Here is a 23,431-nt window from a genome sequence, read left to right as displayed (position 1 = left end):
CCCGGGGGGCAGGGCGATGGCGAAGACCGACTGGAAATCCGAAGCGAAGGCACTGAAGAAGAAGGTGCGCAAGTTGAAGGCGCGCCTGATGGGCCAGGACGTGGTGGCCGCGGCAGAGGGTGCCGCGCCCGCGCCCGTGAAGAAGGCCAAGCCGGTTTCGCCGCTTGCCCCGGCCGGGGGGTTTCCGGCGCTGCCCCTTATCGCAGGCGTGGAGTTTGCCGCCGTCGAGGCGGGGGTGCGCTATCAGAACCGCAAGGATGTGATGCTGGTGCGGCTGGCGCCCGATACCGCCGTGGCGGGGGTGTTCACCACATCCTCGACCCGGTCGGGATGCGTGCGGGATTGTCAGGCGAAGCTGGCAATGAAGGTGCCTGCGGGCGCGGGTGCGGCGATTGTCGTGAATTCGGGGAATTCCAACGCCTTTACCGGCAAGGTGGGGGATGAGGCCGTGGCCGCCGTGACAGGCGGCGTGGCCGAGGCGCTGGGGATCCCGGCCAGCCGGGTGTTTTCCTCATCCACCGGGGTCATCGGCGAGCCGCTGCCCTATGAGAAGATCACTTCGAAGATCCCCGATCTGGTGGATGCCCTGCGCGAGGATGCCATCGAGATGGCCGCCCATGCGATGATGACCACCGACACCTTCCCCAAGGGCGCGGCGGCAACCGTGCAGGGCGAAGGGGGCGAAATCCGGATTGCCGGGATCGCCAAGGGATCGGGGATGATCGCGCCGGATATGGCGACGATGCTGGTCTATATCTTTACCGATGCCCGGATTTCGGCATCGGCGCTGCAACGGATGCTGTCGCGCAATGTGGGCGCGACCTTCAATTCCATCACCGTGGACAGCGATACCTCGACCTCGGACACGTTGTTGGTGGCGGCAACCGGGCAATCGGCGGCAGCCGAGGTGAAGGGTGCCGTGGCGAAGGCCTTCGAGACGGCGCTGCGGGGCGTTATGATGAACCTGGCGCATCAGGTGATCCGGGATGGCGAAGGCGCGACGAAATTCGTCGAGGTTCGGGTGACGGGCGCAAGGGATGATGCGGATGCCGCGAAGGTGGCCTTTGCCGTGGCGAATTCGCCGCTGGTGAAGACGGCCATCGCGGGACAGGATCCGAACTGGGGCCGCATCGTTGCCGCCATCGGCAAATCGGGGGCCGAGGCGGACAGGGATCGCCTGACGATCCGGTTCGGCGATATCCTGGTGGCCGAGAAGGGCTGGCGCAACCCGGCCTATCGGGAAGAGGATGGCGCGGCCTATATGCTGGGCGAAGACCTGGTGATCGGCGTCGACCTGGGCCTGGGCAAGGGGAAGCGATCGGTCTGGACCTGCGATCTGACTAACCGCTATGTGGAGATCAACGCGGATTACCGTTCGTGAAGATCGTCCTGGTTTCCGCCGTTGCGCTGATTGATGTCGAAGGCAGGGTTCTTCTGGCGCAACGGCCCGAGGGCAAGTCGCTTGCGGGGCTGTGGGAGTTTCCCGGTGGAAAGGTTGAACCGGGAGAGACCCCGGAGGCTGCGCTGATTCGCGAATTGAAGGAAGAACTGGGGATAGATACCTGGTCCAGTTGCCTTGCCCCCCTGACCTTTGCCAGCCACAGCTATGAGCAGTTCCACCTGCTGATGCCGCTCTTTGCCTGCCGGCGCTGGGAGGGCATCGTGCAGGGCCGGGAAGGGCAGCGTCTGGCCTGGGTCAAGGCGCAGAATCTAAAGGATTATCCGATGCCACCGGCGGATATCCCCCTGATCCCGATCCTGCGCGACTGGCTTTGACCCAAGGTTCGGGCGGTTACGACTTTGTGGTCATTCCGTTATTTTCCCGCTGGTTTTGGATACAAAGTGGATTAACCTTTATGCATTGTTTCCGTGGGGAGGGAAATCGTGCTGAGGACGATCACAATAGGGAGTTGTGTTTCGGTTCAGGGCATTCTGGTCGGCCATACGGCCGACGGGAAGGTCATGATCCGCGTGGATGAGCGAACCTTTGTCGGAGAGCCGGTCGCCCCGGCCAAGGCCATCGTTTCGCGCGCGTCCTGAAGCGGGATAGCCAAAAGGAAAAGGCCGGGCTTGAAAGCCCGGCCTTTTCCTTTTCCAGCAAGCGGATCAGGCAAGGCTGCGCTGAACCTCTTCGCGTTCGAATATCTCGATCACGTCGCCCGCACGGATGTCTTCATAGCGTTCGAAGGCCATGCCGCATTCCTGACCGGACTGCACTTCCTTGACCTCGTCCTTGAAGCGCTTGAGCGTCTTGAGCGTGCCTTCGTGGATGACCACGTTGTCGCGCAGAAGGCGCACGCCAGCGGAACGGCGCGCGACGCCTTCGGTGACAAGGCAGCCCGCCACATTGCCGATGCCGGTGATGCGGAAGACTTCCTGAATGCGCGCGTAACCGATGAAGTTTTCGCGCACTTCTGCCTTGAGCAGGCCGGAGGCCGCCTGTTTGATATCGTCGATCAGGTCGTAGATGATCGAGTAATACCGGATCTCGACGCCCTTCTGCTGCGCCGCGTTGCGGGCGGTCGCATTGGCGCGGACGTTGAAGCCGATGATCGGGGCCTTCGACGCCTCGGCCAGGCCGACATCGGTATCGGTGATGGCACCCACGCCATAGTGAAGGACGCGGACGCGAACCTCGTCGTTGCCGACCTTTTCCAGCGCCTGGACGATCGCCTCGGCCGAACCCTGCACGTCGGCCTTGACCAGCACCGGCAGTTCCGCCACGTCGGCATCGGCCTTGGCCTTGGCCATGAGCTGTTCCAGAGTGGTCGCGGCACCGGCGGCGGCGCGTTTGTCCTTGGCGGCCTTTTCGCGGTAATCCGCGATCTCGCGCGCCTGCGCTTCGGTATCGACGACGTTCAGCACGTCACCGGCTTCGGGCGTGCCGTTCAGGCCCAGCACCTCGACCGGGACAGAGGGCCCGGCTTCGGCAACCGTTTCGCCCTTGTCGTTGATCAGCGCGCGGACCTTGCCCCACTTTTCGCCGACGACGAAGATGTCGCCCTTGCGCAGCGTGCCGTTCTGGACAAGCACCGTCGCGACGGGGCCACGGCCGACGTCAAGCTTTGCCTCGATCACCGCACCCATCGCCGAACGGGCGGGATTGGCCTTGAGTTCAAGGATTTCGGCCTGAAGCGCAATCGCCTCGAGCAGGCTGTCGAGCCCCTTGCCCGTCTTGGCCGAAACCTCGACGTCCTGCACTTCGCCCGACATCTGTTCGACCACCACCTCATGCTGGAGGAGATCGGTGCGCACCTTCTGGGGGTTCGCATCGGGCTTGTCGCATTTGTTGATGGCGACGATCATCGGCACCTTGGCGGCCTTGGCATGGGCAATCGCCTCGACCGTCTGGGGCATGACGGCGTCATCCGCCGCCACGACCAGCACGACGATATCCGTCACCTGCGCGCCACGGGCACGCATGGAGGTAAAGGCCGCGTGGCCCGGCGTATCGAGGAAGGAGACCAGCGCGCCATTGGGCGTCTTCACCTGATAGGCGCCGATATGCTGGGTGATGCCGCCCGCTTCGCCGGAAACGACATTGGCCTTGCGGATCGCATCGAGAAGCGAGGTCTTGCCGTGGTCGACATGGCCCATGATCGTGACGATCGGCGGGCGCGACTGCAGGTCTTCGGGCTTGTCGGCCACGGTTTCGATGGCCTGCTCCACGTCCGAATCCGAAACGCGCACGGCCTTGTGGCCGAATTCCTCGATCACCAGTTCGGCGGTATCGGCGTCGATGGTCTGGTTCATGGTGACCATCATGCCCATCTTCATCAGCACCTTGACCACATCCGCGGCGCGTTCGGCCATGCGGTTGGCAAGTTCGCTGACCACGATGGTTTCAGGCAGCTGCACATCGCGCACCTGCTTTTCGGCCTTCTGGCCGAAGCCCATGGCCTTTTGCCGGGCCTTTTCCTGCTTGCGCTTCATCGCGGCGAGCGAGCGCTGGCGGCCCCCTTCATCCGAGATGGCATCCGACAGCGTCAGCTTGCCGGCGCGGCGGCCTTCGTCGCCCTTCACCTTGCCGCGGTCGCGGTCGGTGGCGCGCTCATCGCGTTCGCGTTCGGCCTTGCGCGGGGCAAGGGGCGCACGGGCGGCGGCAGCGCCACCACGGGCTGAGTCGTCGGCAGCGGCGGGCGCGGCAGCGGCAGCGGCCTTGGCCGCAGGCTGTTCCGGTGCCGCGGCGGATTTCGGGCGGGTGCCCAGAACCTCGGCCTTGCGGGCTGCGGCGGCGGCGATCTTCGCCTCTTCCGCGGCGCGGGCGGCGCGTTCCTCTTCCTCGGCCTTGGCGCGGAGCGCGGCTTCGCGTTCGCGATCCTCGCGTTCCTTGGCCTCCATCTCTTCGCGGCGGCGCTGGCGCTCTTCCTCGCGGGCCTTTTCTTCTTCGGCACGGCGGGCGGCATCTTCCGTCTCGCGCGCCTTGGCGGCCTTCAGGGCCGCCAGACGGCGTTCCATTTCGGCATCAGATATGCCGGCGGGCCGCTTGGACGGATCACCGAGATGCGGGCTGTTGCCCGAAGCTGCCCCCGCCCCGGCGGCGCCGGGTTTGGTCGGAACGACCACGCGCTTGCGCTTGACTTCCACGGCCACGCTTTTGGTGCGGCCATGGCTGAAGCTTTGCTTCACCTGTCCGGGTCCACGCGCGCCGCCACCCAAGCCGAGGGGTTTCTTGCCGTCAGTATCGCTCATGCCGTCTTCGTATCCTCTCCGGCGGAAACTCCGCCGATATGCCCGCGGATTCCCGCAAGCCTTGCCGCTTCCTCTACAACACGTCGTTCGAGTCCACCAGCCGCAAGCGCGGCGTGTATGGCACGTTCGCGCCCGAAAGCCAAACCCAATTCCCCCGAGGAAAGACAGCCGATGAAGCTGCCCCCGTCCCCCGGCGGATGCAGCTTGGTCTTGCCGCGCTCCGACCCGTCGCTGGCCTGGATCAGGACCGAAGCCTGACCCTTCACCAGCCAATCCTTCACCTTCTCATAGCCGGTGACGGCCTCGCCTGCCTTGCGGGCCATCGACACGAGGTCGATCACCCGCCGCAGGAGCTGTGCCTCGATCAGGTCTGAAAGACCGTCGGGCGCCTTGACCGGCTGGCGCGCGGCGCGGGAGAAAAGCCCCTTCGCCGCCGCCTTGTCTATCGCCTTGCGATCCGCCGCGACATAGAACCCGCGCCCCGGCAGACGCCCCAGAACATCGGGCACGACCATCGCGTCGGGGCCGACCACGAAACGGATCAGGCCGCCCTTCGGCTGGCTTTCCCCGGACACGATGCATTTGCGTTCGGGTCCGTCCTGATCTGTTTCCCGGCCACCCCTTGCCATGGGCCTTCCCTGAACCCGAGACCTGCGATCAGGCCTCGGCTTCCTCGTCTTCGTCGACTTCCTCGGAAGCCGTTTCCAGTTCGGTCGGATCGACCCAGCCCAGCATGACGCGCGCGGTCATGATCAGGTGCTGCGCCTCTTCCAGCGACATGTCGAACTTTTCGAGGACGCCTTCATCCTTCTTGCGCTGGCCATTCTCGGTGGTCCAGCCACCGGCAAGTTCCCAGTCGGCGCAGGTGGCGAAATCTTCCAGCGTCTTGATGCCGTCATGGGCCAGCGCCTCTACCATCTGGGGTGTCAGGCCCTCGAAATCAATGAGGCTGTCTTCCACACCCATGGCGCGGGCATTTTCCAGCGCCTTGCGGTTCTGCTCTTCCAGGAAGTCGCGGGCGCGGGCCTGAAGTTCGCCGGCCGTATCCTCATCGAAGCCGTCGATGGACAGCAGTTCGTCCACATCGACATAGGCCACTTCTTCCAGATTGGTGAAGCCTTCCGAAACAAGCAGTTGCGCCATCATCTCATCGACATCGAGCGTGTCCATGAACAGCTTGGTGCGTTCCGCGAATTCGGCCTGACGGCGCTGCGATTCCTCGGCCTCGGTCATGATGTCGATGTCGAGGGCCGTCAGTTGCGACGCGAGACGCACGTTCTGGCCACGGCGACCGATGGCAAGCGAAAGCTGCTCATCCGGGACCACGACCTCGATCTTGCCGGCCTCTTCGTCGATCACGACCTTGGAGACTTCGGCAGGCTGCAGCGCGTTCACGAGGAACGTGGCCTGATCCTGGTTCCACGGGATGATGTCGATCTTTTCGCCCTGCAACTCGTTCACAACGGCCTGCACGCGGCTGCCGCGCATGCCGACGCAGGCACCGACCGGGTCGATGGAGTTGTCATAGCTGATCACGGCGATCTTGGCGCGCGAACCCGGGTCGCGGGCGACGGCCTTGATCTCGATGATGCCGTCATAGATTTCCGGCACTTCCATCTTGAAGAGTTCGGCCATGAATTGCGGGTCGGTCCGCGACAGGAAGACCTGCGGACCCCGCGCCTCGCGCCGCACGTCCTTGATGTAGCAGCGGATACGGTCATTCGGGCGATAGGCTTCGCGGCCGATCTTCTCGTTGCGGCGCAGGATGCCTTCGCCACGGCCGATATCGACGATGATGTTGCCGTATTCCTCGCGTTTCACCACGCCGTTGATGATGCTGCCCTTGCGATCCTTGAATTCTTCGAACTGGCGATCCCGCTCGGCCTCGCGCACCTTTTGCAGGATCACCTGCTTGGCCGATTGCGCGGCGATGCGGCCCAGATCGACGGGGGGAACCTCGTCGATGATCTCATCCCCCACGGCGGCATCGGCCTTGTAGGACTTGGCCTGTTTCACGGTCAGTTGCGCGTGGTGGTTTTCCACGGCGTCATCTTCGACGACGGTGCGGATGCGGGCAAAGGTGGCACGGCCCGTCTTGCGATCAATGCGCACCCGGATGTCGAGGTCGCTGCCATAGCGCGACTTGGCGGCGCGGGCGAGCGATTCCTCCATCGCCTGGATCACCAGATCCGGGTCGATCATCTTTTCCCGGGCCACGGCCTCGGCCGTTTGCAGGAGTTCGAGCTGGTTCGCAGAGGTGATTGCCATGATGGCCTCCCGGCTTCAGTGTTTGGTCTCGGGCGCGTCGGGGGGGGTGTCGCCCTCGTCCTCGCCTTCGAATTCTTCGATATCGGTGAACTTCGTCTCGTCGATCACGCCCGAAGCTTTGCGCTGGCGCAGCATTTCGGCGATCAGGTCATCGGTCAGGATCAGCTTGGCATCCGACAGCCAGTCGAATTTCAAACCGATGGTGAGGGGTTCGCCGCCCTCTTCGATCTCGATCAGCACTTCATCGCCTTCGGTGCCTTGCAGCGTGCCCTTGAAGCGGCGGCGGCCGTCGATGAGTTCGGTGGTTTCGATGCGGGCCTCATAATCCACCCACATGTCGAAATCCTTGAGCCGCGTCAGCGGGCGGTCGATGCCGGGGGAAGAGACTTCGAGGACGTAGTTTTCCTCGATCGGGTCTTCCACATCCAGCACGGCGGATACGGCGGTGGAGATGGCGGCGCAATCGTCCACCTCGATCCCGCCTTCGGGGCGGTCGGCCATGATCTGCAGGATGCGGGTCTTGCCACCCATCAGGCGGATGCGGACAAGTTCGAACCCCAGCCCCTCGATGACGGGGCCGACGATGGCCGCGAGGCGGCGGTCGATGGCGGTCTTGGCAATGAGGTCGGTCATGGGGTTCCGGGCAAAACAAAAAAGCGGGCTCAGCGGCCCGCGTGTCAGGTTCGGTGGGGCCGGGTTTGGACCCCGACACCGCTGTTGCAGGGGGATATACGGAGCGCAAGCCGAGTCTGCAAGCAGAATTGCGGATCGCCCCCGCCTGTCAGTCGTCAGGGCGTGCTATTGCGAGGCACGCAGGGAGCGCAGACCATCCATGGCGCGGACCAGCGCCTCGCTTATGCCGGGTTCGGAAAGGGCGTGGCCGGCAAAGGGGATGAGGCGGATTTCGCAATGATCCCAGCCCTGTGCCAGCTTCCATGCGGAAACCGGAGGACAGATCATGTCATACCGGCCCTGCACGATGGTCGCCGGGATGTGATGGATGCGGGCCTTTTCGCGCAGGATCCAGCCATCCTCCTCCAGAAAGCCGGAATTGTGGAAATAGTGGTTCTCCAGCCGGGCAAAGGCGCGGGCATATTCGGCCGGGCTTTCGCCAAGGGGGCCGTCATGGTGGATGGAGGCAAGCGCGTTTTCCCAGTTGGCCCAGATCCGGCCGAAGCGGGTTTCCTCCATCACGTTGCCCGAGAAGAGGCGGCGGTGATAGGCCGCGATCAGATCGCCGCGTTCGTCATGCGGGATGGCGTTCACGAAGCGCGCCCAGAGTTCGGGGAAGAAGGCTCCTGCCCCGCCGCCATAGAACCAGTCGAGTTCGGCCTGCGTCATCAGGAAGACACCGCGCAGGACAAGGCGGATCACATGATCGGGGTGGCTGATCGCATAGATCAGGGCCAGCGTGGCACCCCAGCTGCCGCCGAAGCAGATCCAGCGGGGGATCTGCAACTCTGCCCGAATGGTTTCTATATCCTTAACAAGGTGCCAGGTGGTGTTCTGGATGACGCTGGCATGCGGGCGGGAGCGGCCGCAGCCGCGCTGATCGAAGAGGATGACCCGGAACACGGTAGGATCGAAATAGCGCCGCATGGCGGGGCTGCATCCGCCGCCCGGACCACCATGCAGGACAAGCACGGGGATCCCTTGCGGGTTGCCGCACTGTTCCACATAGATGCGATGCCCATCGCCCATGTCGATCACGCGCTGATCGAACGGGTCGATCGGCGGGTAGAGAAATTCGACTGCGCGCTTTTGGCCTGATCTGTGGTCCATCGCTGCCCTATATAACGCGCAAAGAGGTTGAACCAAAGTTAAACAAGAGGACGCCATGACGCTTACATCGACGGTAGACCCAGCCGAGGTGGCAAAATTCGAGGCGATGGCCGCAGAATGGTGGGATCCGAACGGGAAGTTCAAGCCTCTGCATATGCTGAACCCCTGCCGGCTGGACTATATCACCCGCCAGATCGCGGCCGAGTTTGACCGGGATCTGACCCAGCCCCTGCCCTTCAAGGGATTGAGATTGCTGGATATCGGCTGCGGTGGCGGGCTCTTGTCCGAGCCAATGGCGCGGCTGGGCGCCGATGTCGTGGGGGCGGATGCGGCGGCGCGCAACATTCCGGTGGCGATGGTGCATGCCGAGCAATCGGGGCTGCGGATCGACTATCGCCACACCACCGCCGAAGACCTGGCCGCCGCGGGGGAAAGGTTCGACGTGGTGCTGAACATGGAGGTGGTGGAGCATGTCGCGGACCCGCTGGCCTATCTGACGGCCTGTCAGAACCTGCTGAAAAACAATGGCTTGATGATCTGTTCCACGCTGAACAGGAACCCGAAGAGCTTTGTCATGGCGATCATCGGGGCGGAGTATGTGATGCGCTGGCTGCCGAAGGGGACGCATGAATGGCAGAAATTCATCACGCCGGACGAGCTTTATGATCTGATCCGGCGGGCGGGGCTGGAGCCGGTGGACAAAAAGGGTATGGTTTTCAACCCTGTAAGCTGGTCCTGGTCGCTGTCGGCGCGGGATCTTTCGTGCAATTACGTGACCGCCAGCGTGAAGCGGAACGGCCATTAACCATTAGATCCGCCGAGTCAGCACGCGGAGCAGATGGCCAGTGCAGACAGGCGTATGCACGCAGCGCACCGGGGTTGGAGGGTTCGTTAACCCTGAGTCGCGGCAGAATCGGAAAAGGGCGGCCCCGGCGAGGGGCCGCCCTTTTCCTTTCGGCGAGGCGGGATCAGATGTTCCCGGCGGCCATTTCGCGGGCGATGTGATCGGCCTGCCGGATGGCCAGCGCGACGATGGTCAGCGTCGGGTTCTCTGCCGCGCCCGTGGTGAACTGCGACCCGTCCGAGATGAACAGATTCGCGATGTCATGGGTCTGGCCCCATTTGTTGCAGACGCCATCCTCGGGCCGTTCCGACATGCGATTGGTGCCAAGGTTGTGCGTGCTGGGATAGGGCGGCGTCGGGAAGGCGCGGGTGGCCCCCACGGCCTCGTAGATCGCGACGCCCTGCTTGTAGGCATGGTTGCGCATCGCGACGTCGTTGGGGTGATCGTCGAAATGCACGTTGGCCACCTTCAGCCCGAACTGATCCGTCGCCTCCGACAGGGTGACGCGGTTGGTGGCCTGCGGCATGTCCTCGCCCACGATCCACATGCCTGCCATGTTCTCGTAATGGTCGAGCGCGGTGGTGAAGCCACGGCCCCAGCCGCCGGGGTTGAGGAAGGCCGCCATGAAGGGCAGGCCCAGCGACAGCGTTTCCAGTTCATACCCGCCGACGAAGCCGCGCGACGGATCGTGACGCGCCTCGTCCTGGATGATGCCGGCCATGGTGGTGCCCCGCCACATGCGGACCGGCTTGTCGAAGATCGCATAGACCGAGCCGGTGGTGTGGCGCATGTAGTTGCGGCCGACCTGATCGGAAGAGTTCGCCAGACCGTTCGGGAACATGCTGGAGGCGGAGTTGAGCAGGAGGCGCGGCGACTCGAAGGTATTGCCTGCCACGCAGACGATGCGCGCGGCCTGGAACTGCAGGTTGCCGTCCTTGTCGAAATATTCGACCCCCGTCACCTTGCCCGAATCGTCGTGCAGGATGCGCGCAGCATGCGAGCGTTCGCGCACTTCGAGGTTTCCCGTCGCCTCGCCCGCCGGGATGTCGGTATAGGCGGCGGACCATTTCGCCCCCCATTTGCAGCCCTGGAAGCAGAAGCCGGTCTGCTGGCAGGCCATGCGGCCATCGTAATCGGCCGAGTTGATGGCCATGCGCCCGGTATGGACCTCTTTGTAGCCCAGCGCGAGGGCACCCTTTTCGAAGACCTTGAAGTTGTTGTTGCCCGGCAGACCGGCCCTGTCGCCCGTGCGGGTGACGCCGAGTTTCGTTTCGGCCATTTCATACCAGGGCGCCATTTCGGCCGCGTCGATGGGCCAGTCGAGCAGGCTTGCGCCTTCGACCGCGCCATAGGTGGAAAGCGCCTTCCATTCATGTTCCTGGAACCGGAGCGAAGCCCCGGCCCAGTGGGTGGTGGTGCCGCCGACGGCCTTGACGATCCAGGCGGGCAGGCCCGAGAAATCCTTGGCCACGCGCCAGGTGCCGCTGGTGGTGCGGGCATCGAGCCAGGCAAGCTGGGTGAAGCTTTCCCATTCGTCGTTGATGTAATCCTCGGGGAGGTAGCGGCCCCCGGCCTCGAGCGCCACGACCTTGACGCCCTTCTGCGCCAGTTCGTTGGCTAGAACACCGCCGCCCGCGCCGGTGCCGATGATGACGACCACGGAGTCGTCGTTCAGGTCGAATTTCGCAACCATTTGTCCGATCCCCCCTTCAGAGCCAGTCGATGTCGTCGAAGCCGCGTTCGATGTAGCCACCCTGGGAGAAGCTTTCCCCCTGGTAGCCGAAGATCGGCCAGACGTCCTTCTGGTTGTAGAGGCCGGTCACGAGACCGGAGCGGATGGTCTGGAAGAAGACCCCGGTCTCGATGGCGCGCAGGACGGCGACGCGGTCTTCCTCCCAGCCGATCGAGATGTAATCGGCATGGCCTGCCGCGACAGCGGCGGCGTTGAGTTCGGCGATGCCGGCCTCGACATTCGGGGCGGCTTCGGCGGTGTCGTAGCCCTTGACGGCGATGGCGTAGAACTGATCCGCGACCTGATCATGGGGATAGATGTCGCGCGCCATCTGGATCAGCGTGGCCATGGATTCGGGCTTGATCGCGGTGGTTTCCAGCGCCCAGGCAGCAGTGCCGGACGCGACGAAGCCCGCGCCGACGACAAGGCTGGCCCCGGCCGCGACAGAACGCGACAGTAGCTGGCGGCGGGTGAGGCCGCGGCGTTCCAGCGCCGGGCCTTTCGGGTGTTGTGTCATTGTCTCCTCCCTGAGCATGACGATTTCGGGTGCGATGGGCGGCCCCTCTTCCGCCCGGGATCGCGGTTCAGAGGTAGCGGCCTGCCCTTTGCAGAACCTCGATCTGGTAGCCGTCCGGATCGCCGATGAAGAAGAAGCGGGCGATGACCGTGCCGCCGGGGGCGAAATCCACCAGCTTGCGCGGGGCAAGGCCCGCCGCGGTGAGGCGGGCATGTTCGGCATCGACATCGGAAACGGAAAAGGCAAGGTGGCCATAGCCATTGCCGAGATCGTAAGGCTCTGTCCGGCCCTTGTTGATGGTGAGTTCCAGTTCGAAGCCGGTTTCGGCATTCGACAGGTAGACAAGGGTGAAACTGTCGAAATCGAGCCGATCCGCGACCTTGAGCCCGAAGGCCAGATCGTAGAACGCCACGGAGCGTGCTTCATCAAGCACGCGGATCATGCTGTGTATGGCCTTGGCCAAGGTCTTCCTCCGTCAGGTCTTTCGGACTGTCCTGAGGGGAAGTGTGAACCCGTTCCGGCGCGGGCAGGTAGTAGGTCTATACTACGCGCGCATTTTCATTCGGCGGCGAGGGCATGGGCCGCGGTGGACTGTTCCGCGCGGGACTGGGCGCGCTGATCCATATGGATCAGGCAGGCGCAGCGCAGGAGCGAGGTGAAGTTCTCCGGCTCGCCGCGCTGTTCCAGCACTTCGCTGTGGAGCTTGGAAACGAAGGCGGGCGTGGCCGTGCCTTCGGCGGCCGCGATTTCATCGAGGATTTCCCAGAAGGCATGTTCGAGGCGGATGCTGGTGCTTTGACCGTTCAGCCGCAGGCGGCGGGTGATGCTTTCATAACGGGCGGGATCCTGCCCCGCGAAAACCTGGCACATCGGTTTGTCCTCCCTTTCGATCTTCCTTCGGCGGATGGATCAGAGTGAAAGTAAAGCGGTCTGCGCGCCGACAAGGCAAGGGCCATGAGCCGAGACCAAAGTCGCAAGACGCCCGGGCAAGGCGTTGCATGGGGGCGGGATCCGTGCAGGTATCGGGCAGAGGGCAGGACAGGCAGGCAGGATGCGACCCTATCGGAATGCGGCATGGTGGATGATGATGCCTGCGGCGGCGGTCATGGCCTTTGTGGGCGTGGTGCCGCTGGTGGCGGTGTTCAACTATGCGCTGCATGACATCTTTTCGCTGCAGGATGTGCATTGGGTGGGCGTGGAGTGGTATGAGGAGATCGTCACCTCAACCCGGTTTCATGCTAGCCTTGGGCGGAGCCTGCTGTTTTCGGCGGTGATCCTGGCGGTGCAGGTGCCGCTGGGGGTGGGGATCGCGCTGCTGCTGCGGGGCATGGGGCGGGGGGCGGTGCTGATCCTGATGCTGGTGGCGCTGCCCCTGGTGGTGCCGTGGAACATGATCGGGATGATGTGGCTGGGGCTGATCAACCCGGAGACGGGGATGGTGGGGCAGGCGCTGGCGGCGGCGGGGATCGGGTTCGACTGGAAGTTCACCGCGCTGCATACCTGGATCCTGCTGGTGGTGATGGATACCTGGCACTGGCTGGGGCTGGTGGTGATCCTGGCCTATGCGGGGCTTTCGGGAATTTCGGGCGATTTCTATCGCGCGGCGGCGATTGACGGGGCATCGCGGGTGGCGGTGTTCCGCCATATCGAGCTGCCCCGGATCGCGGGGCCGCTGGGCATCGTGCTGCTGCTGCGGTTCGTCGACAGTTTCATGATCTATACCGAGGCCTTTGCCATCAATGCGGGCGGGCCGGACATGGCCACGCATTTCCTGGCGATTGATCTGGGGGAAGAGATCAAGGGCTTCAGCTATGGATCGGCGGCGGCGCGGTCGATGGTCTATTTCCTGATCGTGATCACGGTGGTCTGGGCCTTTGTGCGGATCAGCGGCCTGTCGCGGCAGGAGGAGCGGGGATGAGGGGAATTTTGCTGCGTGGGGGGGTGTTCGTGCTGCTGGCGGGGTTCATCCTGCTGCCGCTGGCGCAGACCTTCGTGCTGAGCTTCATGTCCACCCTGCCGCGCGAGGGGATGGTGGAGGGGCAGTGGAGCCTGATCAACTATCGCAACATCGCGGCGGATCCGGCGCTGGTGGCGTCGATCGGGAATTCGATGATCTATGTGTCCCTGAACGTGGCGCTGTGCATCGGGGCGGGGTTGCCGGCGGCCTATGCCCTGTCGCGCTATCGCTTTGTGGGGGACCGGCATTTCCTGTTCCTGCTGCTGGCCTTTCGGGTGACGCCGCCTGTGGTGCTGTCGCTGCCCATTTTCATCCTGTTCGCCAATGCAGGGCTGGTGAACACGCCGGTGGGGATTGCGCTGGTGCATTGCCTGTTCAACCTGCCCATCGCGATCTGGATCCTGGAAAGCTTCATCTCTGCCGTGCCGAGGGAGTTTGACGAGACGGCCTTTCTGGACGGGCATTCGCTGCCATCCTTCCTGCTGCGCCACCTGATCCCGGCGATTGCGCCGGGGATCGGGGTGACGGCCTTCTTCTGCTTCATCTTTTCCTGGGTGGAGGTGGTCTTTGCCCGCATCCTGACGGTGACGGGGGGCAAGCCGATCACCATGGCGATCAACGCGCTGTTCAGTTTCCAGACGGATATCGGGCTGGTCATGGCGATGACGGTGGTGTCGCTGATTCCCGGGGTGGGGCTGATCTGGTTCGTGCGCAACCATATCGCCCGGGGATTCACGATCAGGGCGTGACGGGCCTGCAACCCATGGTTGCCGGGCGGGCGGGTCTGACAGCCTGCGCGGCGGGGATCGGGGCGAATGCGGCGAAAATGTGGCGATGGTTCGTAAACGAAGATTGCCATTTTTCCCGATTCCCCCCATGCTGAAATCTGCTTTGCATTGATGGGGGCATTGAATGCGCAAGATTCTGGCTGCGGCTGCCGTCGCCATGGCCTTTCTGGGCCAGGCACAGGCAGCGACGGTGACGGGGCCGACGGATGTGACTGCCGGTGTGTCCTATGCCTATACCTACAACCCGGATCCCACCGCCATTCTGGCGGGATACGATCTTTATGCGATGAACCTGACGGTGAGCGATTCCTTCGATCCCGGCAATGTGCAGGTCTTCAGCTTTTTCGGCTCTGTCCTGCCGAGCCCGCGGAATTTCCTCTTCAACTGGGTGTTCCCGGCAACGGGGACGGGTGTCCTGACGGTGACGGGGGTTCTGGAAACCTATTTCGGTGCGACGCTGGGCACGGATGAAGGCGGTTTCACCTTTGTCATCAAGCCCGAGGGCACGCCCTTCATCGTGAGCAACATCGAACCCGCCTCGCTGACGGTGAATTCGACCCCGGTCGTTCCCATCGGCGGGACGCTGCCCCTGCTGCTGACGGCCTTTGGCCTGGCAGGTTGGGTGGCGCGCCGGCGGGCGCGGGAGCCCCTGGCGGCCTGACGGGCGCGCGGGAGGCGGAAAAGCAAAGGCGCACTTCATCGCGGATGAAGGGCGCCTTTTCCTTTGGCAGGGCGGCGATCAGCCCTGAAGCTGACGGCGCAGGAGTTGCAGATCGTCGGCAAGCTGGCTGTCGGTGGCCATAAGCTCTTCGATCTTGCGGACGCCATGCATGATGGTGGTGTGATCGCGCCCGCCGAAGCGGCGGCCGATTTCCGGCAGGCTGCGCGGGGTCAGCTGCTTGGCCAGATACATGGCGATCTGACGCGGGCGCGCGATGGTGCGGACGCGCTTGGGACCGATCATGTCCGACAGGCGGATGTTGTAATGGTCTGCCACCTTGCGCTGAATCTCTTCGATCGTGAGCTTGCGGTCCGAGGCGCGGAGGATGTCGGCCAGGCAATCCTGCGCCAGTTCCAGCGTGATTTCGCGGCCCACGAGGGAGGCGAAGGCGAAGAGGCGCGTCAGCGCGCCTTCCAGCACGCGGACATTGGTGGTGATGCGGTGGGCGAGGAATTCCAGCACGCCATCGGCGATGACAAGGCCGCGATACTGGCTGCGGTAGAGTTCCACCTTTTGCTGCAGGATGCCGAGGCGCAGTTCGTAATCGGTGGGGTGAAGGTCGACGACAAGGCCGCATTGCAGGCGGGACTTGATGCGATCTTCCAGATCCTTGATCTCGCCCGGGGCGCGGTCGGCGGAAATGACGATCTGCTTGTTCTGATCGACCAGCGCGTTGAAGGTGTGGAAGAATTCCTCTTGCGTGGAATCCTTGCCCGCGATGAACTGCACGTCATCGACCATGAGGACATCGACGGAACGGAAGAGTTCCTTGAAATCCATGATCTGGCGTTCGCGCAGGGCCTGCACGAAGCGATACATGAATTGTTCGGCCGACAGGTAGAGGACGCGCAGATGCGGCTGGCGGGTCTGCAGTTCATGCGCGATGGCATGCATGAGGTGCGTCTTGCCGAGGCCGACACCGCCATAGAGGAAGAGCGGGTTGAAGGTGACGGGGCCACCTTCGGCGACGCGGCGGGCGGCGGCATGGGCGAGTTCGTTGGGCTTGCCCACGACGAAGCTGTCGAAGGTGAAGCGCGAATCGAGCGGGGCGCCGGGCATGTCATCGGCATCGGCGGCAGGGCGGGCCGCCGGACGGGCGCGGGTGGCGGCGGGGGCCGGAGCCGCCGGTTGCGGCGCGGCGGCGGGGCGGGTGGCGGAGACGGCGAATTCCACACGATCCACCTGCGCCCCCGCATGGTTGAGCTGGGCGCGGATGTGATCGCCGAAATTGCGCGAGACCCAGTCACCGAAGAAGGAGGTGGGAACCTCGAAACGCGCGACCCCCTGCCGGAGGTCAGAGAATTTCAGCGGTTCGATCCAGGTGACATAGTTGTTCCGTCCAACCCTCTTGATCAGTTCCTCGCGGACCAAACCCCAAGTCTCGTTCGTCATTCTTCCTGACCCGTACGGCGACGTGCTTCTGAACCTGTGGCAGATCCGGCACGCCTGTTGTTGTTGCACCGGCTTGCACCGGGGCTATCGCCCAGGCCCCGCAGGACAGACTTGGCCACGCGGCCATCATCGGATCGAAACAGGCATACCACACGCCCCCTACGCCGGGGCACCACCAAGCCCGTTTCCGACCCGAGAGGCCGGTTTGTCACGCAATGACACGGCCAGATTCGCATCTGACCGCAACCGCCCGACATGATTTCCGCACGCAGGGTGCAGACACCATAACCAATTGAACCGCAAACAGAATAAGACGGCGTAAGGATACGCTTGGCAGCAGTGCAGGCCTGTCGAATTCCATCTGCGATTCCGTCATGTCCCCCAGGACGAGAGTGAATCGCAGGGTGACGCTAGCAAGGCGGCCGGAGGGCGTGCAACCGAACTTCACGCTTGACAGGAAGATGGCGAAACCGAATCCGGAGCCCCTTGCAAATGGGCAACGCAGGCCCGCGAAAACGCGGAACGGGACGGTTCAGATCGGCCGGAATGCAACAGGGCGCGTCCCTGCGGACGCGCCCTGTTGGCAGAATGCGAGAGGCCTGGATCAGGCGGCCGGAGCGGCCAGCGCCTTTGCCCGGGCGGCCAGGCGCGACATCTTGCGCGAGACGGTATTGGCGTGGAGGATGCCCTTGGTGACGCCACGATCCAGTTCGGGCTGGGCGGCGCGCAGGGCGGCGAGGGCGGCTTCGGCATTGCCGGAAGCGATCGCCTCTTCGACCTTGCGGATGAAGGTGCGGATGCGCGAGCGGCGTGCCTTGTTCACCGCGTAGCGGGCTTCGGACTGACGGGCGCGCTTTTTGGACTGGGCCGTATTTGCCATGGGAGATTTCTATCCTGTAGGTCTTTGTTTCAGATCGGTTGCACAAAGACCCAAAGCCCCGCCCCAAAGGACGGAATCATATCTTGCCTAAGCGGGCCCACGCGCATGTGGGCCGGGGCTATAGTGCAAGCGGGGCGGAAAGGAAAGCCTGAAATGGCAGGCTCAGCGGTCGCGGAACTGCGCTTCGCGCTTTTCCAGGAAGGCGGACATGCCTTCCTTCTGGTCTTCGGTGGCGAAGGCCGCGTTGAACATGCGGCGTTCGAAGAGGATGCCTTCGCGCAGGGTGGTTTCAAAGGCGCGGTTGACGCATTCCTTGACCACCATCGCGGTGAGGGCGGATTTCTGGGCGATCTTGCCTGCGGATTTCATCGCCTCGGCCATCAGATCCTTGGCGGGGACAACGCGGCTGACAAGGCCGCAGCGTTCCGCCTCGGCCGCGTCCATGAAGCGGCCGGTGAGGTTCATGTCCATCGCCTTGGCCTTGCCGACGGCGCGGGTCAGGCGCTGGGTGCCGCCCATGCCTGCGACGATGCCGAGGTTGATTTCGGGCTGGCCGAATTTCGCGGAATCGGCGGCGATGATGAAATCGCACATCATGGCAAGTTCGCATCCGCCGCCAAGGCAATAGCCGGAAACGGCGGCGATGAGCGGCTTGCGCGTGCGGGCGATGGCGTCAGCCTCGGGCGCGAAGAGATCGTCGAAGAAGACGTCGGTGAAGGATTTCTCGGCCATTTCCTTGACATCGGCCCCGGCGGCGAAGGCCTTTTCGGAGCCGGTCAACACGATGCAGCGCACCTTGTCGTTGCGATCGGCCGCACCGATGGCGGCGGCGAGTTCCTGCATGAGTTTGGCGTTGAGCGCATTGAGCGCCTCGGGCCGGTTGAGGCGGATGAGGGCGGTGTAATCCTCGATCTCGACGATGAGCGTCTCATAGGCCATGGCGCGGCTCCGTTCTTCTGTCCGGGTGACTCCTAGCAGTAACGCGGGCGTTATCAAGGGCGGTGACGGGGATTAACGACGCGTCACTTCTGGCAGGCGGGGCAGAAGAAGGAGGACCGGCCGGATTGCACGATGCGGCGGATGGTGGCGGTGCAGCCGGGGGTAAGGCAGGGCTGGCCTTCGCGACCGTAGACCTGGAAGCTGTGCTGGAAGTAGCCAAGTTCGCCATCGGCCTGGCGGTAATCGCGCAGGGAAGAGCCGCCTGCGGTGATCGCCTCGGCCAGGACATCGCGGATGAGGGGGACGAGGGCGGCGGCGCGGGCGGCGGAGATGCGGGCGGCCTTGCGCGCGGGGTGGATGCGGGCGCGGTAGAGCGTTTCGCAGACATAGATATTGCCCAGGCCCGCGACGAGATGCTGGTCGAGCAGGGCGGATTTGATGGGGGTGTTGCGGCCCTTGAGGCGGGCCGTGAGATAGGCGTCGTCGAAGGCGTTGCCCAGCGGTTCGGGGCCGAGGACGGCGAGAAGGGGGTGGGCATCGGCGGTGGCGGTGGGCATCAGGTCCATCGCGCCGAAGCGGCGGGCATCGTTGAAGGTGATGCGGGTGCCATCCTCCATGTCGAGGATGACGTGATCGTGCTTTTCCGGGGCGGGGTGGTGGTGGTGCCATTCGCCCAACGTTTCGCGTTCGGGGGCCACCCCCTCCAAGCGGGCCACCCCCTCCCCCTGCCCCTCCCCCGCGGGCGGGGGAGGGGAGATGAGCATCCTTCCTGACATGCCGAGATGGATGAGGAGCGTTTCATCCGTGGAAAGATCGGCGAGGATGTATTTGGAGCGGCGGCGCAGCGTCAGGACGCGCGCGCCTGTCAGGCGGTCTGCCATGCGGGGCGGGAAAGGCCAGCGCAGATCGGGGCGGTTGACCTGTGCGCGAATGATGCGGCGGCCCTCCATCGCGGGAAGGAGGCCACGGCGGACGGTTTCAACCTCGGGCAGTTCGGGCATGGTGTTCGGGCCTGTCGGACATGTGGGCGCATTGCAGCGCCGCATTACCGGCCTATAAGGAAGGGCAAGCAAAGGAACGGCAAGACCCGATGACCGACGAAGAGCAAGGCACCACCCATTTCGGCTTTCAGACCGTGCCGGAGGCCGAGAAGGCGGGCATGGTGCATGGCGTCTTTACCCGCGTGGCGAGCCGCTATGACATCATGAACGACCTGATGTCGGGCGGGGTTCACCGTCTGTGGAAGGACGCGATGATGGACTGGCTGGCGCCGCGGCCGGGCCAGCGGCTGCTGGATGTGGCGGGGGGGACGGGGGATATCGCCTTCCGCTTCCTGAAGCGCGCGCCGGGGGCATCGGCCGTGGTGCTGGACATGACCGAATCCATGCTGGTGGCGGGCCGCCAGCGGGCCGAGGCAGAGCGGCAGGCGGAGCGGCTGGACTGGGTGGTGGGCGATGCGATGGCCCTGCCCTTTCCGGCGAATTCCTTCGACGTCTATACGATCAGCTTCGGCATCCGGAACGTGACGCGGGTGCAGGACGCGCTGAACGAGGCCTATCGCGTGCTGCGCCCCGGCGGGCGGCTGATGGTGCTGGAATTCAGCCAGATCCCGAATGACCTGATGCAGAAGGTCTATGACGCCTATTCCTTCAACGTGATCCCCGTGATGGGGCAGATCGTGGCGAAGGATCGCGACAGCTATCAGTATCTGGTCGAATCCATCCGCAAGTTCCCCGATCAGGAAACCTTTGCGGGCATGATCCGCAAGGCGGGGTTCGGGCAGGTGAAGTATCGCAACCTGAGCCTTGGGATCGCCGCGCTGCATTCGGGCTGGAAGCTGTAGAATGCGCGGACCGCACAATATCTGGCGCCTGATCCGGACGGGCGCGACGCTGGAGCGCACGGGGGCGATGGCCGTGGTGCTGGAGGCGTTTCGGGCGCCTGCCTCCATCCGCGTTGCGGCGCGGCTGCTGGGTTGGCCGTTCAAATGGCTGGGGTTGAAGGGGGATCCGGCGCTGCCGCCTGCGACGCGGGCGCTGACGGCGCTGGGGCCCGCCTATATCAAGTTCGGGCAGATCCTTTCCACGCGGCCCGATATCGTGGGCGAGGAACTGTCGCAGCAGTTGAAATACCTGCAGGACCAGTTGCCGCCTTTCCCCCGCAACGTGGCGATGAAGATGATCGAGGCCGAGCTTGAAGTGCCGGTCGATCAGGTGTTTTCCGAATTTTCCGAGCCTGTCGCCGCGGCATCCATCGCGCAGGTGCATCGGGCGCGGCTGGCGGATACGGGGGAGGAGGTCGCCGTCAAGGTTCTGCGGCCCGGGATCGAGCGGGCGTTCCGCAAGGATATCGACGCCTTCTATCTGATCGCGCGCACGATCGAGATCGTGGCCCCCCAGACGCGGCGGCTGCGGCCCATGGATGTGATCGCCCATTTCGAGGGCGTGGTCATGGGCGAATTGGACCTGCGGCTGGAATCGTCGGCTGCGGCTGAATTCGCGGCGAATACGGAGAAGGACGAAGGTTTTCGCGTGCCGAAGCCCGTCTGGTTCCTGTCGGGCAAGACGGTGATGACGCTGGGCTGGGCGGAAGGCATCGGCATGAACGACAATGCCGCGATCGATGCGGCGGGGCATGACCGGAAGGTTCTGGCGGCGCGGGTGCTGTCCTTGTTCCTGAACCATGCGTTGCGGGACGGGTTCTTTCACGCCGACATGCATCAGGGGAACCTGAAGGTGGGGGCGGATGGGGCGATCATCGCCTATGATTTCGGGATCATGGGGCGGATCGACGAATATACGCGCCGGGTCTATGCGGAAATCCTGATGGGCTTCATCCGCAAGGATTACCGCCGCGTGGCGGAGGTGCATTTCGAGGCGGGCTATGTGCCTGCGGATCGCGACATCGACGAATTCGCCCGCGCGCTGCGGGCGGTGGGCGAGCCGATCTTTGGCATGGATGCGAGCCGGATTTCGATGGCGCGCTTGCTCGCCTATCTGTTCGAGGTGACGGAACGCTTCGGGATGCAGACGCGGACGGAACTGATCCTGTTGCAGCGGACGATGGTGGTGGTGGAAGGGGTGGCGCGGTCGCTGGATGCGCATATCAACATCTGGCAGGTCGCAAGGCCGGTGGTGGAAAGCTATATCGCCAAGAATGTGGGGCCTGCCGCGCTGATCCGGGATCTGTTGCAGACGGCGCGGGTGCTGGGCCGGTTCGGGCCGAAGCTGCCGCGCATGGTGGAGGCGGCGCTGATCGCGCAGGCGGACCCGCCAAAGCCGCTGGCCCCGCCACGGCGGCGGTCGCGCTGGTATCTGATCCCGCTGGGGGTGGTGGTCTTTGCCGCGGGTGTGGGGCTGGGCGCGCTGATCTAGAGCGTTTCCAGTTCCATGCGCAGGGCGGTGGCATAGGCGGCATTGCCGCGCGCGGCCCGAAGGGCGCAATGGGCCGCGATGCGCCAGCGATAGAGGGGCAGCAGGGCGCGGCTACGGTCTGCGGTGGCGCGGTTGGGGTAGGATTGCAAAAGCGCCTCGGCCCAGCCATCGGGGGCCTTTCCGCCGGTATAGAGCCACATCATGGCGGGCGAGAGCAGGGTGGCGAGGTCTTCGACCGGGTCGCCCATGCCGGGGCATTGCCAATCAATCAGGAGCGGCCCTGCGGGCGTTGTCAGGATGTTGCCCGGCACCGCATCGGCATGGACGGGGCAAGGCGTGACCGGGGGGATCTGCGGATCTGCCGGGGGCGGCGGCAGGCCCGGGGGCGCGAAGCCGCGCGCATGGGACAGAAGGGCCGCGCTGCCATTGGGCAGAAGGCGGAAGGGGGCGTCAGGCAGGGACAGCCCATGCAGGCGGTGCAGCATTGCCGCCACGGCCGCCGGATCGCCCGGGCCGATCTGGCCGGGGATGTGATCGTAGATGATCCAGCCTTCGCCCGCCGCGCGCAGGCGGGGGGAGAGGCCGCGCGGGGCGAATAGGCGCAGGGCCTGCGATTCGATCCCGGCATCATTGGGAAAGAGCGGGGTCGCCGTCGCGGGATCGTGGCATTTCACCACCAGATCGCCAACCCGCCAGACCCGGTTGCTGCGCCCGCCGGGCAAGGAATGCCAGTCCGCAGAGGCGCAGGCGGGAAGGAGCCCGGCCAGGGCATGGGCGGCGGCGGGGGGCAGATCGGGCGGCGGCGGGCAGGGCATGCGGCGGACCCTAGCGCCATCTGTCGCCACCGCAAGCCGGAGGCGTGATCAGGGCGCGCGCAGGGCGGTGACGGCATCCGCGTTGATGGCGACGCCGCCCCGCAGGATCAGGGTGATCTGGTCGCCATCGCGCCGCGCCTCTTCGATGCGGGCATAGGATTGGGCCGGATCGGTGCGGATCACCTCGCCCGCGCGCAGGTTTTCAAGCTGAAAGCTGTAGACCCCCGGCGCAGCAGGATTGCCCGCCGCATCGCCGCCCAGCCAGCGATAGCTGGTCTGTCCCGGCGGCACCTGTTCGCGCGCCACGAGGGTGCCCCGGGCATCCCGGACGACAAGGGCCAGTTCATCGGCCATCGGCGCAGGCTGGAAGGACAGCGTCACGGGCTGGCCATCGAAATGGACGGGGGCAGAACTGCGCGCCTCTTGCCCGATCCAGCCCGAAAGCTGGGCCATGCCCATCAGGCCGAACTGCCCGGAGAGCGAGGAAAGCAGGCGATTCGTCTGCACCTGCTGTTCGACGCCCGAGAAGGTGGCTAGTTGCACCGCGAAATCGGTGGATTCCATCGGGTTCAGCGGATCCTGATTTTCCATCTGCGTGGTCAGCATCCGCAGGAAGGTGGTGAAATCCGCCCCGGACCCGGCGGCAAAGCTGCCGCCTGTCCGGGCCGTGCCGGCGGCCGTTGCGGGAAGAAGGGGGTCCATCATGTTCCTTTCGCAGGTTGTGGCACCG

The 23,431-nt window shown here is 64.5% G+C and carries 25 protein-coding genes; 10 read left to right on the top strand and 15 right to left on the bottom strand.

The window, feature by feature from the left end; translation table 11 throughout:
* Nucleotides 1-16 precede the first annotated feature (16 nt).
* The 3 genes from argJ (at nucleotide 17) to G5V65_RS09995 (ending at nucleotide 2,040) form a co-directional block, all read left to right on the top strand.
* Nucleotides 17-1,381, top strand: a complete 1,365-nt coding sequence (gene argJ, locus G5V65_RS10005; RefSeq protein ID WP_165049551.1) for a bifunctional glutamate N-acetyltransferase/amino-acid acetyltransferase ArgJ — start codon at nucleotides 17-19, stop codon at nucleotides 1,379-1,381.
* Complete coding sequence (gene mutT / locus G5V65_RS10000; RefSeq protein ID WP_165049549.1) at nucleotides 1,378-1,776, top strand: 8-oxo-dGTP diphosphatase MutT; 399 nt, start codon at nucleotides 1,378-1,380, stop codon at nucleotides 1,774-1,776. Before argJ ends, mutT begins: the two co-directional genes overlap by 4 nt.
* Before the next feature lie 108 nt (nucleotides 1,777-1,884).
* Complete coding sequence (locus G5V65_RS09995; protein ID WP_165049547.1) at nucleotides 1,885-2,040, top strand: hypothetical protein; 156 nt, start codon at nucleotides 1,885-1,887, stop codon at nucleotides 2,038-2,040.
* A 66-nt stretch (nucleotides 2,041-2,106) separates the two neighbouring features.
* Here G5V65_RS09995 and infB read toward each other — a convergent pair whose 3' ends face one another.
* The 5 genes from infB to pip all read right to left on the bottom strand — a co-directional run bounded on the left by infB (nucleotide 2,107) and on the right by pip (nucleotide 8,637).
* Nucleotides 2,107-4,692 (bottom strand): translation initiation factor IF-2, encoded by a 2,586-nt coding sequence (gene infB, locus G5V65_RS09990; RefSeq protein ID WP_165049545.1) that lies wholly within the window; start codon nucleotides 4,690-4,692, stop codon nucleotides 2,107-2,109.
* Nucleotides 4,689-5,321, bottom strand: a complete 633-nt coding sequence (locus tag G5V65_RS09985) for an RNA-binding protein (RefSeq protein WP_165049542.1) — start codon at nucleotides 5,319-5,321, stop codon at nucleotides 4,689-4,691. Before G5V65_RS09985 ends, infB begins: the two co-directional genes overlap by 4 nt.
* A gap of 28 nt (nucleotides 5,322-5,349) precedes the next feature.
* A complete protein-coding gene (gene nusA / locus G5V65_RS09980) occupies nucleotides 5,350-6,960 on the bottom strand; it encodes a transcription termination factor NusA (RefSeq protein WP_165049540.1) in 1,611 nt (536 codons plus the stop codon).
* A 15-nt stretch (nucleotides 6,961-6,975) separates the two neighbouring features.
* Nucleotides 6,976-7,593: a ribosome maturation factor RimP gene (gene rimP / locus G5V65_RS09975; RefSeq protein ID WP_165049538.1), complete on the bottom strand. Its 618-nt coding sequence runs from the start codon at nucleotides 7,591-7,593 to the stop codon at nucleotides 6,976-6,978.
* 165 nt (nucleotides 7,594-7,758) lie between these two features.
* Nucleotides 7,759-8,637, bottom strand: a complete 879-nt coding sequence (gene pip, locus G5V65_RS09970; protein ID WP_343162837.1) for a prolyl aminopeptidase — start codon at nucleotides 8,635-8,637, stop codon at nucleotides 7,759-7,761.
* Here pip and G5V65_RS22790 point away from each other — a divergent pair.
* Nucleotides 8,590-8,730: a hypothetical protein gene (locus G5V65_RS22790; RefSeq protein ID WP_343162838.1), complete on the top strand. Its 141-nt coding sequence runs from the start codon at nucleotides 8,590-8,592 to the stop codon at nucleotides 8,728-8,730. The genes pip and G5V65_RS22790 overlap by 48 nt on opposite strands.
* 67 nt (nucleotides 8,731-8,797) lie before the next feature.
* Entirely contained in the window at nucleotides 8,798-9,547 is a 750-nt protein-coding gene (ubiG, locus tag G5V65_RS09965; protein WP_165049533.1) for a bifunctional 2-polyprenyl-6-hydroxyphenol methylase/3-demethylubiquinol 3-O-methyltransferase UbiG, read from the top strand.
* Between the two features lie 163 nt (nucleotides 9,548-9,710).
* On the opposite strand, the gene G5V65_RS09960 is transcribed toward ubiG, so the two are convergent.
* From G5V65_RS09960 to G5V65_RS09945, 4 genes are all read right to left on the bottom strand, one after another.
* Nucleotides 9,711-11,279, bottom strand: a complete 1,569-nt coding sequence (locus G5V65_RS09960; protein ID WP_165049531.1) for a GMC family oxidoreductase — start codon at nucleotides 11,277-11,279, stop codon at nucleotides 9,711-9,713.
* Nucleotides 11,280-11,295: 16 nt separating this feature from the next.
* Nucleotides 11,296-11,835, bottom strand: a complete 540-nt coding sequence (locus G5V65_RS09955) for a Twin-arginine translocation pathway signal (protein WP_165049529.1) — start codon at nucleotides 11,833-11,835, stop codon at nucleotides 11,296-11,298.
* Between the two features lie 67 nt (nucleotides 11,836-11,902).
* Complete coding sequence (locus G5V65_RS09950; RefSeq protein ID WP_165049526.1) at nucleotides 11,903-12,298, bottom strand: VOC family protein; 396 nt, start codon at nucleotides 12,296-12,298, stop codon at nucleotides 11,903-11,905.
* A gap of 95 nt (nucleotides 12,299-12,393) precedes the next feature.
* Nucleotides 12,394-12,705 carry a ribbon-helix-helix domain-containing protein gene (locus G5V65_RS09945; protein WP_165049524.1) on the bottom strand — a complete coding sequence of 104 codons (312 nt, stop codon included), beginning with the start codon at nucleotides 12,703-12,705 and terminating at the stop codon, nucleotides 12,394-12,396.
* Between the two features lie 181 nt (nucleotides 12,706-12,886).
* Here G5V65_RS09945 and G5V65_RS09940 point away from each other — a divergent pair, with 181 nt between their 5' ends.
* From G5V65_RS09940 to G5V65_RS09930, 3 genes are all read left to right on the top strand, one after another.
* Nucleotides 12,887-13,753: a carbohydrate ABC transporter permease gene (locus G5V65_RS09940; RefSeq protein ID WP_165049522.1), complete on the top strand. Its 867-nt coding sequence runs from the start codon at nucleotides 12,887-12,889 to the stop codon at nucleotides 13,751-13,753.
* The gene (locus tag G5V65_RS09935) at nucleotides 13,750-14,541 is read left to right on the top strand and encodes a carbohydrate ABC transporter permease (RefSeq protein ID WP_165049520.1); all 792 of its coding nucleotides are present in this window, start codon (nucleotides 13,750-13,752) and stop codon (nucleotides 14,539-14,541) included. The genes G5V65_RS09940 and G5V65_RS09935 overlap by 4 nt, the downstream gene beginning before the upstream one ends.
* 163 nt (nucleotides 14,542-14,704) lie before the next feature.
* Entirely contained in the window at nucleotides 14,705-15,241 is a 537-nt protein-coding gene (locus tag G5V65_RS09930; protein ID WP_165049517.1) for a hypothetical protein, read from the top strand.
* Between the two features lie 78 nt (nucleotides 15,242-15,319).
* On the opposite strand, the gene dnaA is transcribed toward G5V65_RS09930, so the two are convergent.
* From dnaA to mutM, 4 genes are all read right to left on the bottom strand, one after another.
* Entirely contained in the window at nucleotides 15,320-16,693 is a 1,374-nt protein-coding gene (dnaA, locus tag G5V65_RS09925) for a chromosomal replication initiator protein DnaA (protein WP_165049515.1), read from the bottom strand.
* A gap of 604 nt (nucleotides 16,694-17,297) precedes the next feature.
* Nucleotides 17,298-17,573: a 30S ribosomal protein S20 gene (gene rpsT / locus G5V65_RS09920; RefSeq protein ID WP_165049513.1), complete on the bottom strand. Its 276-nt coding sequence runs from the start codon at nucleotides 17,571-17,573 to the stop codon at nucleotides 17,298-17,300.
* Nucleotides 17,574-17,735: 162 nt separating this feature from the next.
* A complete protein-coding gene (locus G5V65_RS09915; protein WP_165049511.1) occupies nucleotides 17,736-18,512 on the bottom strand; it encodes an enoyl-CoA hydratase in 777 nt (258 codons plus the stop codon).
* An 83-nt stretch (nucleotides 18,513-18,595) separates the two neighbouring features.
* Nucleotides 18,596-19,513: a bifunctional DNA-formamidopyrimidine glycosylase/DNA-(apurinic or apyrimidinic site) lyase gene (gene mutM / locus G5V65_RS09910; protein WP_165049510.1), complete on the bottom strand. Its 918-nt coding sequence runs from the start codon at nucleotides 19,511-19,513 to the stop codon at nucleotides 18,596-18,598.
* Nucleotides 19,514-19,602: 89 nt separating this feature from the next.
* On the opposite strand from mutM, the gene ubiE reads away from it, so the two are divergent.
* Complete coding sequence (gene ubiE, locus G5V65_RS09905) at nucleotides 19,603-20,355, top strand: bifunctional demethylmenaquinone methyltransferase/2-methoxy-6-polyprenyl-1,4-benzoquinol methylase UbiE (RefSeq protein ID WP_165049508.1); 753 nt, start codon at nucleotides 19,603-19,605, stop codon at nucleotides 20,353-20,355.
* A gap of 1 nt (nucleotide 20,356) precedes the next feature.
* The gene (gene ubiB / locus G5V65_RS09900) at nucleotides 20,357-21,886 is read left to right on the top strand and encodes a 2-polyprenylphenol 6-hydroxylase (RefSeq protein ID WP_165049505.1); all 1,530 of its coding nucleotides are present in this window, start codon (nucleotides 20,357-20,359) and stop codon (nucleotides 21,884-21,886) included.
* On the opposite strand, the gene G5V65_RS09895 is transcribed toward ubiB, so the two are convergent.
* Both G5V65_RS09895 and G5V65_RS09890 read right to left on the bottom strand, forming a co-directional pair.
* On the bottom strand, nucleotides 21,883-22,701 hold the full coding sequence (locus tag G5V65_RS09895) for a phosphotransferase (protein ID WP_165049503.1): 819 nt from the start codon (nucleotides 22,699-22,701) through the stop codon (nucleotides 21,883-21,885). The two genes, ubiB and G5V65_RS09895, sit on opposite strands and share 4 nt — an antisense overlap.
* A gap of 48 nt (nucleotides 22,702-22,749) precedes the next feature.
* Complete coding sequence (locus G5V65_RS09890) at nucleotides 22,750-23,406, bottom strand: flagellar hook capping FlgD N-terminal domain-containing protein (protein ID WP_241250517.1); 657 nt, start codon at nucleotides 23,404-23,406, stop codon at nucleotides 22,750-22,752.
* Nucleotides 23,407-23,431 lie beyond the last annotated feature (25 nt).

Source organism: Paragemmobacter kunshanensis (assembly GCF_011059185.1).
GTDB lineage: Bacteria > Pseudomonadota > Alphaproteobacteria > Rhodobacterales > Rhodobacteraceae > Paragemmobacter > Paragemmobacter kunshanensis.
This window is presented reverse-complemented; position numbering and strand designations above follow the sequence as displayed.

Coding starts and splice junctions, on each gene's coding strand:
- argJ (WP_165049551.1), top strand. CDS start 17: ATGGCGAAGACCGACTGGAAATCCGAAGCGAAGGCACTGAAGAAGAAG.
- infB (WP_165049545.1), bottom strand. CDS start 4,692: ATGAGCGATACTGACGGCAAGAAACCCCTCGGCTTGGGTGGCGGCGCG.
- G5V65_RS09985 (WP_165049542.1), bottom strand. CDS start 5,321: ATGGCAAGGGGTGGCCGGGAAACAGATCAGGACGGACCCGAACGCAAA.
- nusA (WP_165049540.1), bottom strand. CDS start 6,960: ATGGCAATCACCTCTGCGAACCAGCTCGAACTCCTGCAAACGGCCGAG.
- rimP (WP_165049538.1), bottom strand. CDS start 7,593: ATGACCGACCTCATTGCCAAGACCGCCATCGACCGCCGCCTCGCGGCC.
- G5V65_RS22790 (WP_343162838.1), top strand. CDS start 8,590: ATGCAGGACAAGCACGGGGATCCCTTGCGGGTTGCCGCACTGTTCCAC.
- ubiG (WP_165049533.1), top strand. CDS start 8,798: ATGACGCTTACATCGACGGTAGACCCAGCCGAGGTGGCAAAATTCGAG.
- G5V65_RS09960 (WP_165049531.1), bottom strand. CDS start 11,279: ATGGTTGCGAAATTCGACCTGAACGACGACTCCGTGGTCGTCATCATC.
- G5V65_RS09955 (WP_165049529.1), bottom strand. CDS start 11,835: ATGACACAACACCCGAAAGGCCCGGCGCTGGAACGCCGCGGCCTCACC.
- G5V65_RS09945 (WP_165049524.1), bottom strand. CDS start 12,705: ATGTGCCAGGTTTTCGCGGGGCAGGATCCCGCCCGTTATGAAAGCATC.
- G5V65_RS09940 (WP_165049522.1), top strand. CDS start 12,887: ATGCGACCCTATCGGAATGCGGCATGGTGGATGATGATGCCTGCGGCG.
- G5V65_RS09935 (WP_165049520.1), top strand. CDS start 13,750: ATGAGGGGAATTTTGCTGCGTGGGGGGGTGTTCGTGCTGCTGGCGGGG.
- G5V65_RS09930 (WP_165049517.1), top strand. CDS start 14,705: ATGCGCAAGATTCTGGCTGCGGCTGCCGTCGCCATGGCCTTTCTGGGC.
- dnaA (WP_165049515.1), bottom strand. CDS start 16,693: ATGACGAACGAGACTTGGGGTTTGGTCCGCGAGGAACTGATCAAGAGG.
- rpsT (WP_165049513.1), bottom strand. CDS start 17,573: ATGGCAAATACGGCCCAGTCCAAAAAGCGCGCCCGTCAGTCCGAAGCC.
- G5V65_RS09915 (WP_165049511.1), bottom strand. CDS start 18,512: ATGGCCTATGAGACGCTCATCGTCGAGATCGAGGATTACACCGCCCTC.
- mutM (WP_165049510.1), bottom strand. CDS start 19,513: ATGCCCGAACTGCCCGAGGTTGAAACCGTCCGCCGTGGCCTCCTTCCC.
- ubiE (WP_165049508.1), top strand. CDS start 19,603: ATGACCGACGAAGAGCAAGGCACCACCCATTTCGGCTTTCAGACCGTG.
- ubiB (WP_165049505.1), top strand. CDS start 20,357: ATGCGCGGACCGCACAATATCTGGCGCCTGATCCGGACGGGCGCGACG.
- G5V65_RS09895 (WP_165049503.1), bottom strand. CDS start 22,701: ATGCCCTGCCCGCCGCCGCCCGATCTGCCCCCCGCCGCCGCCCATGCC.
- G5V65_RS09890 (WP_241250517.1), bottom strand. CDS start 23,406: ATGATGGACCCCCTTCTTCCCGCAACGGCCGCCGGCACGGCCCGGACA.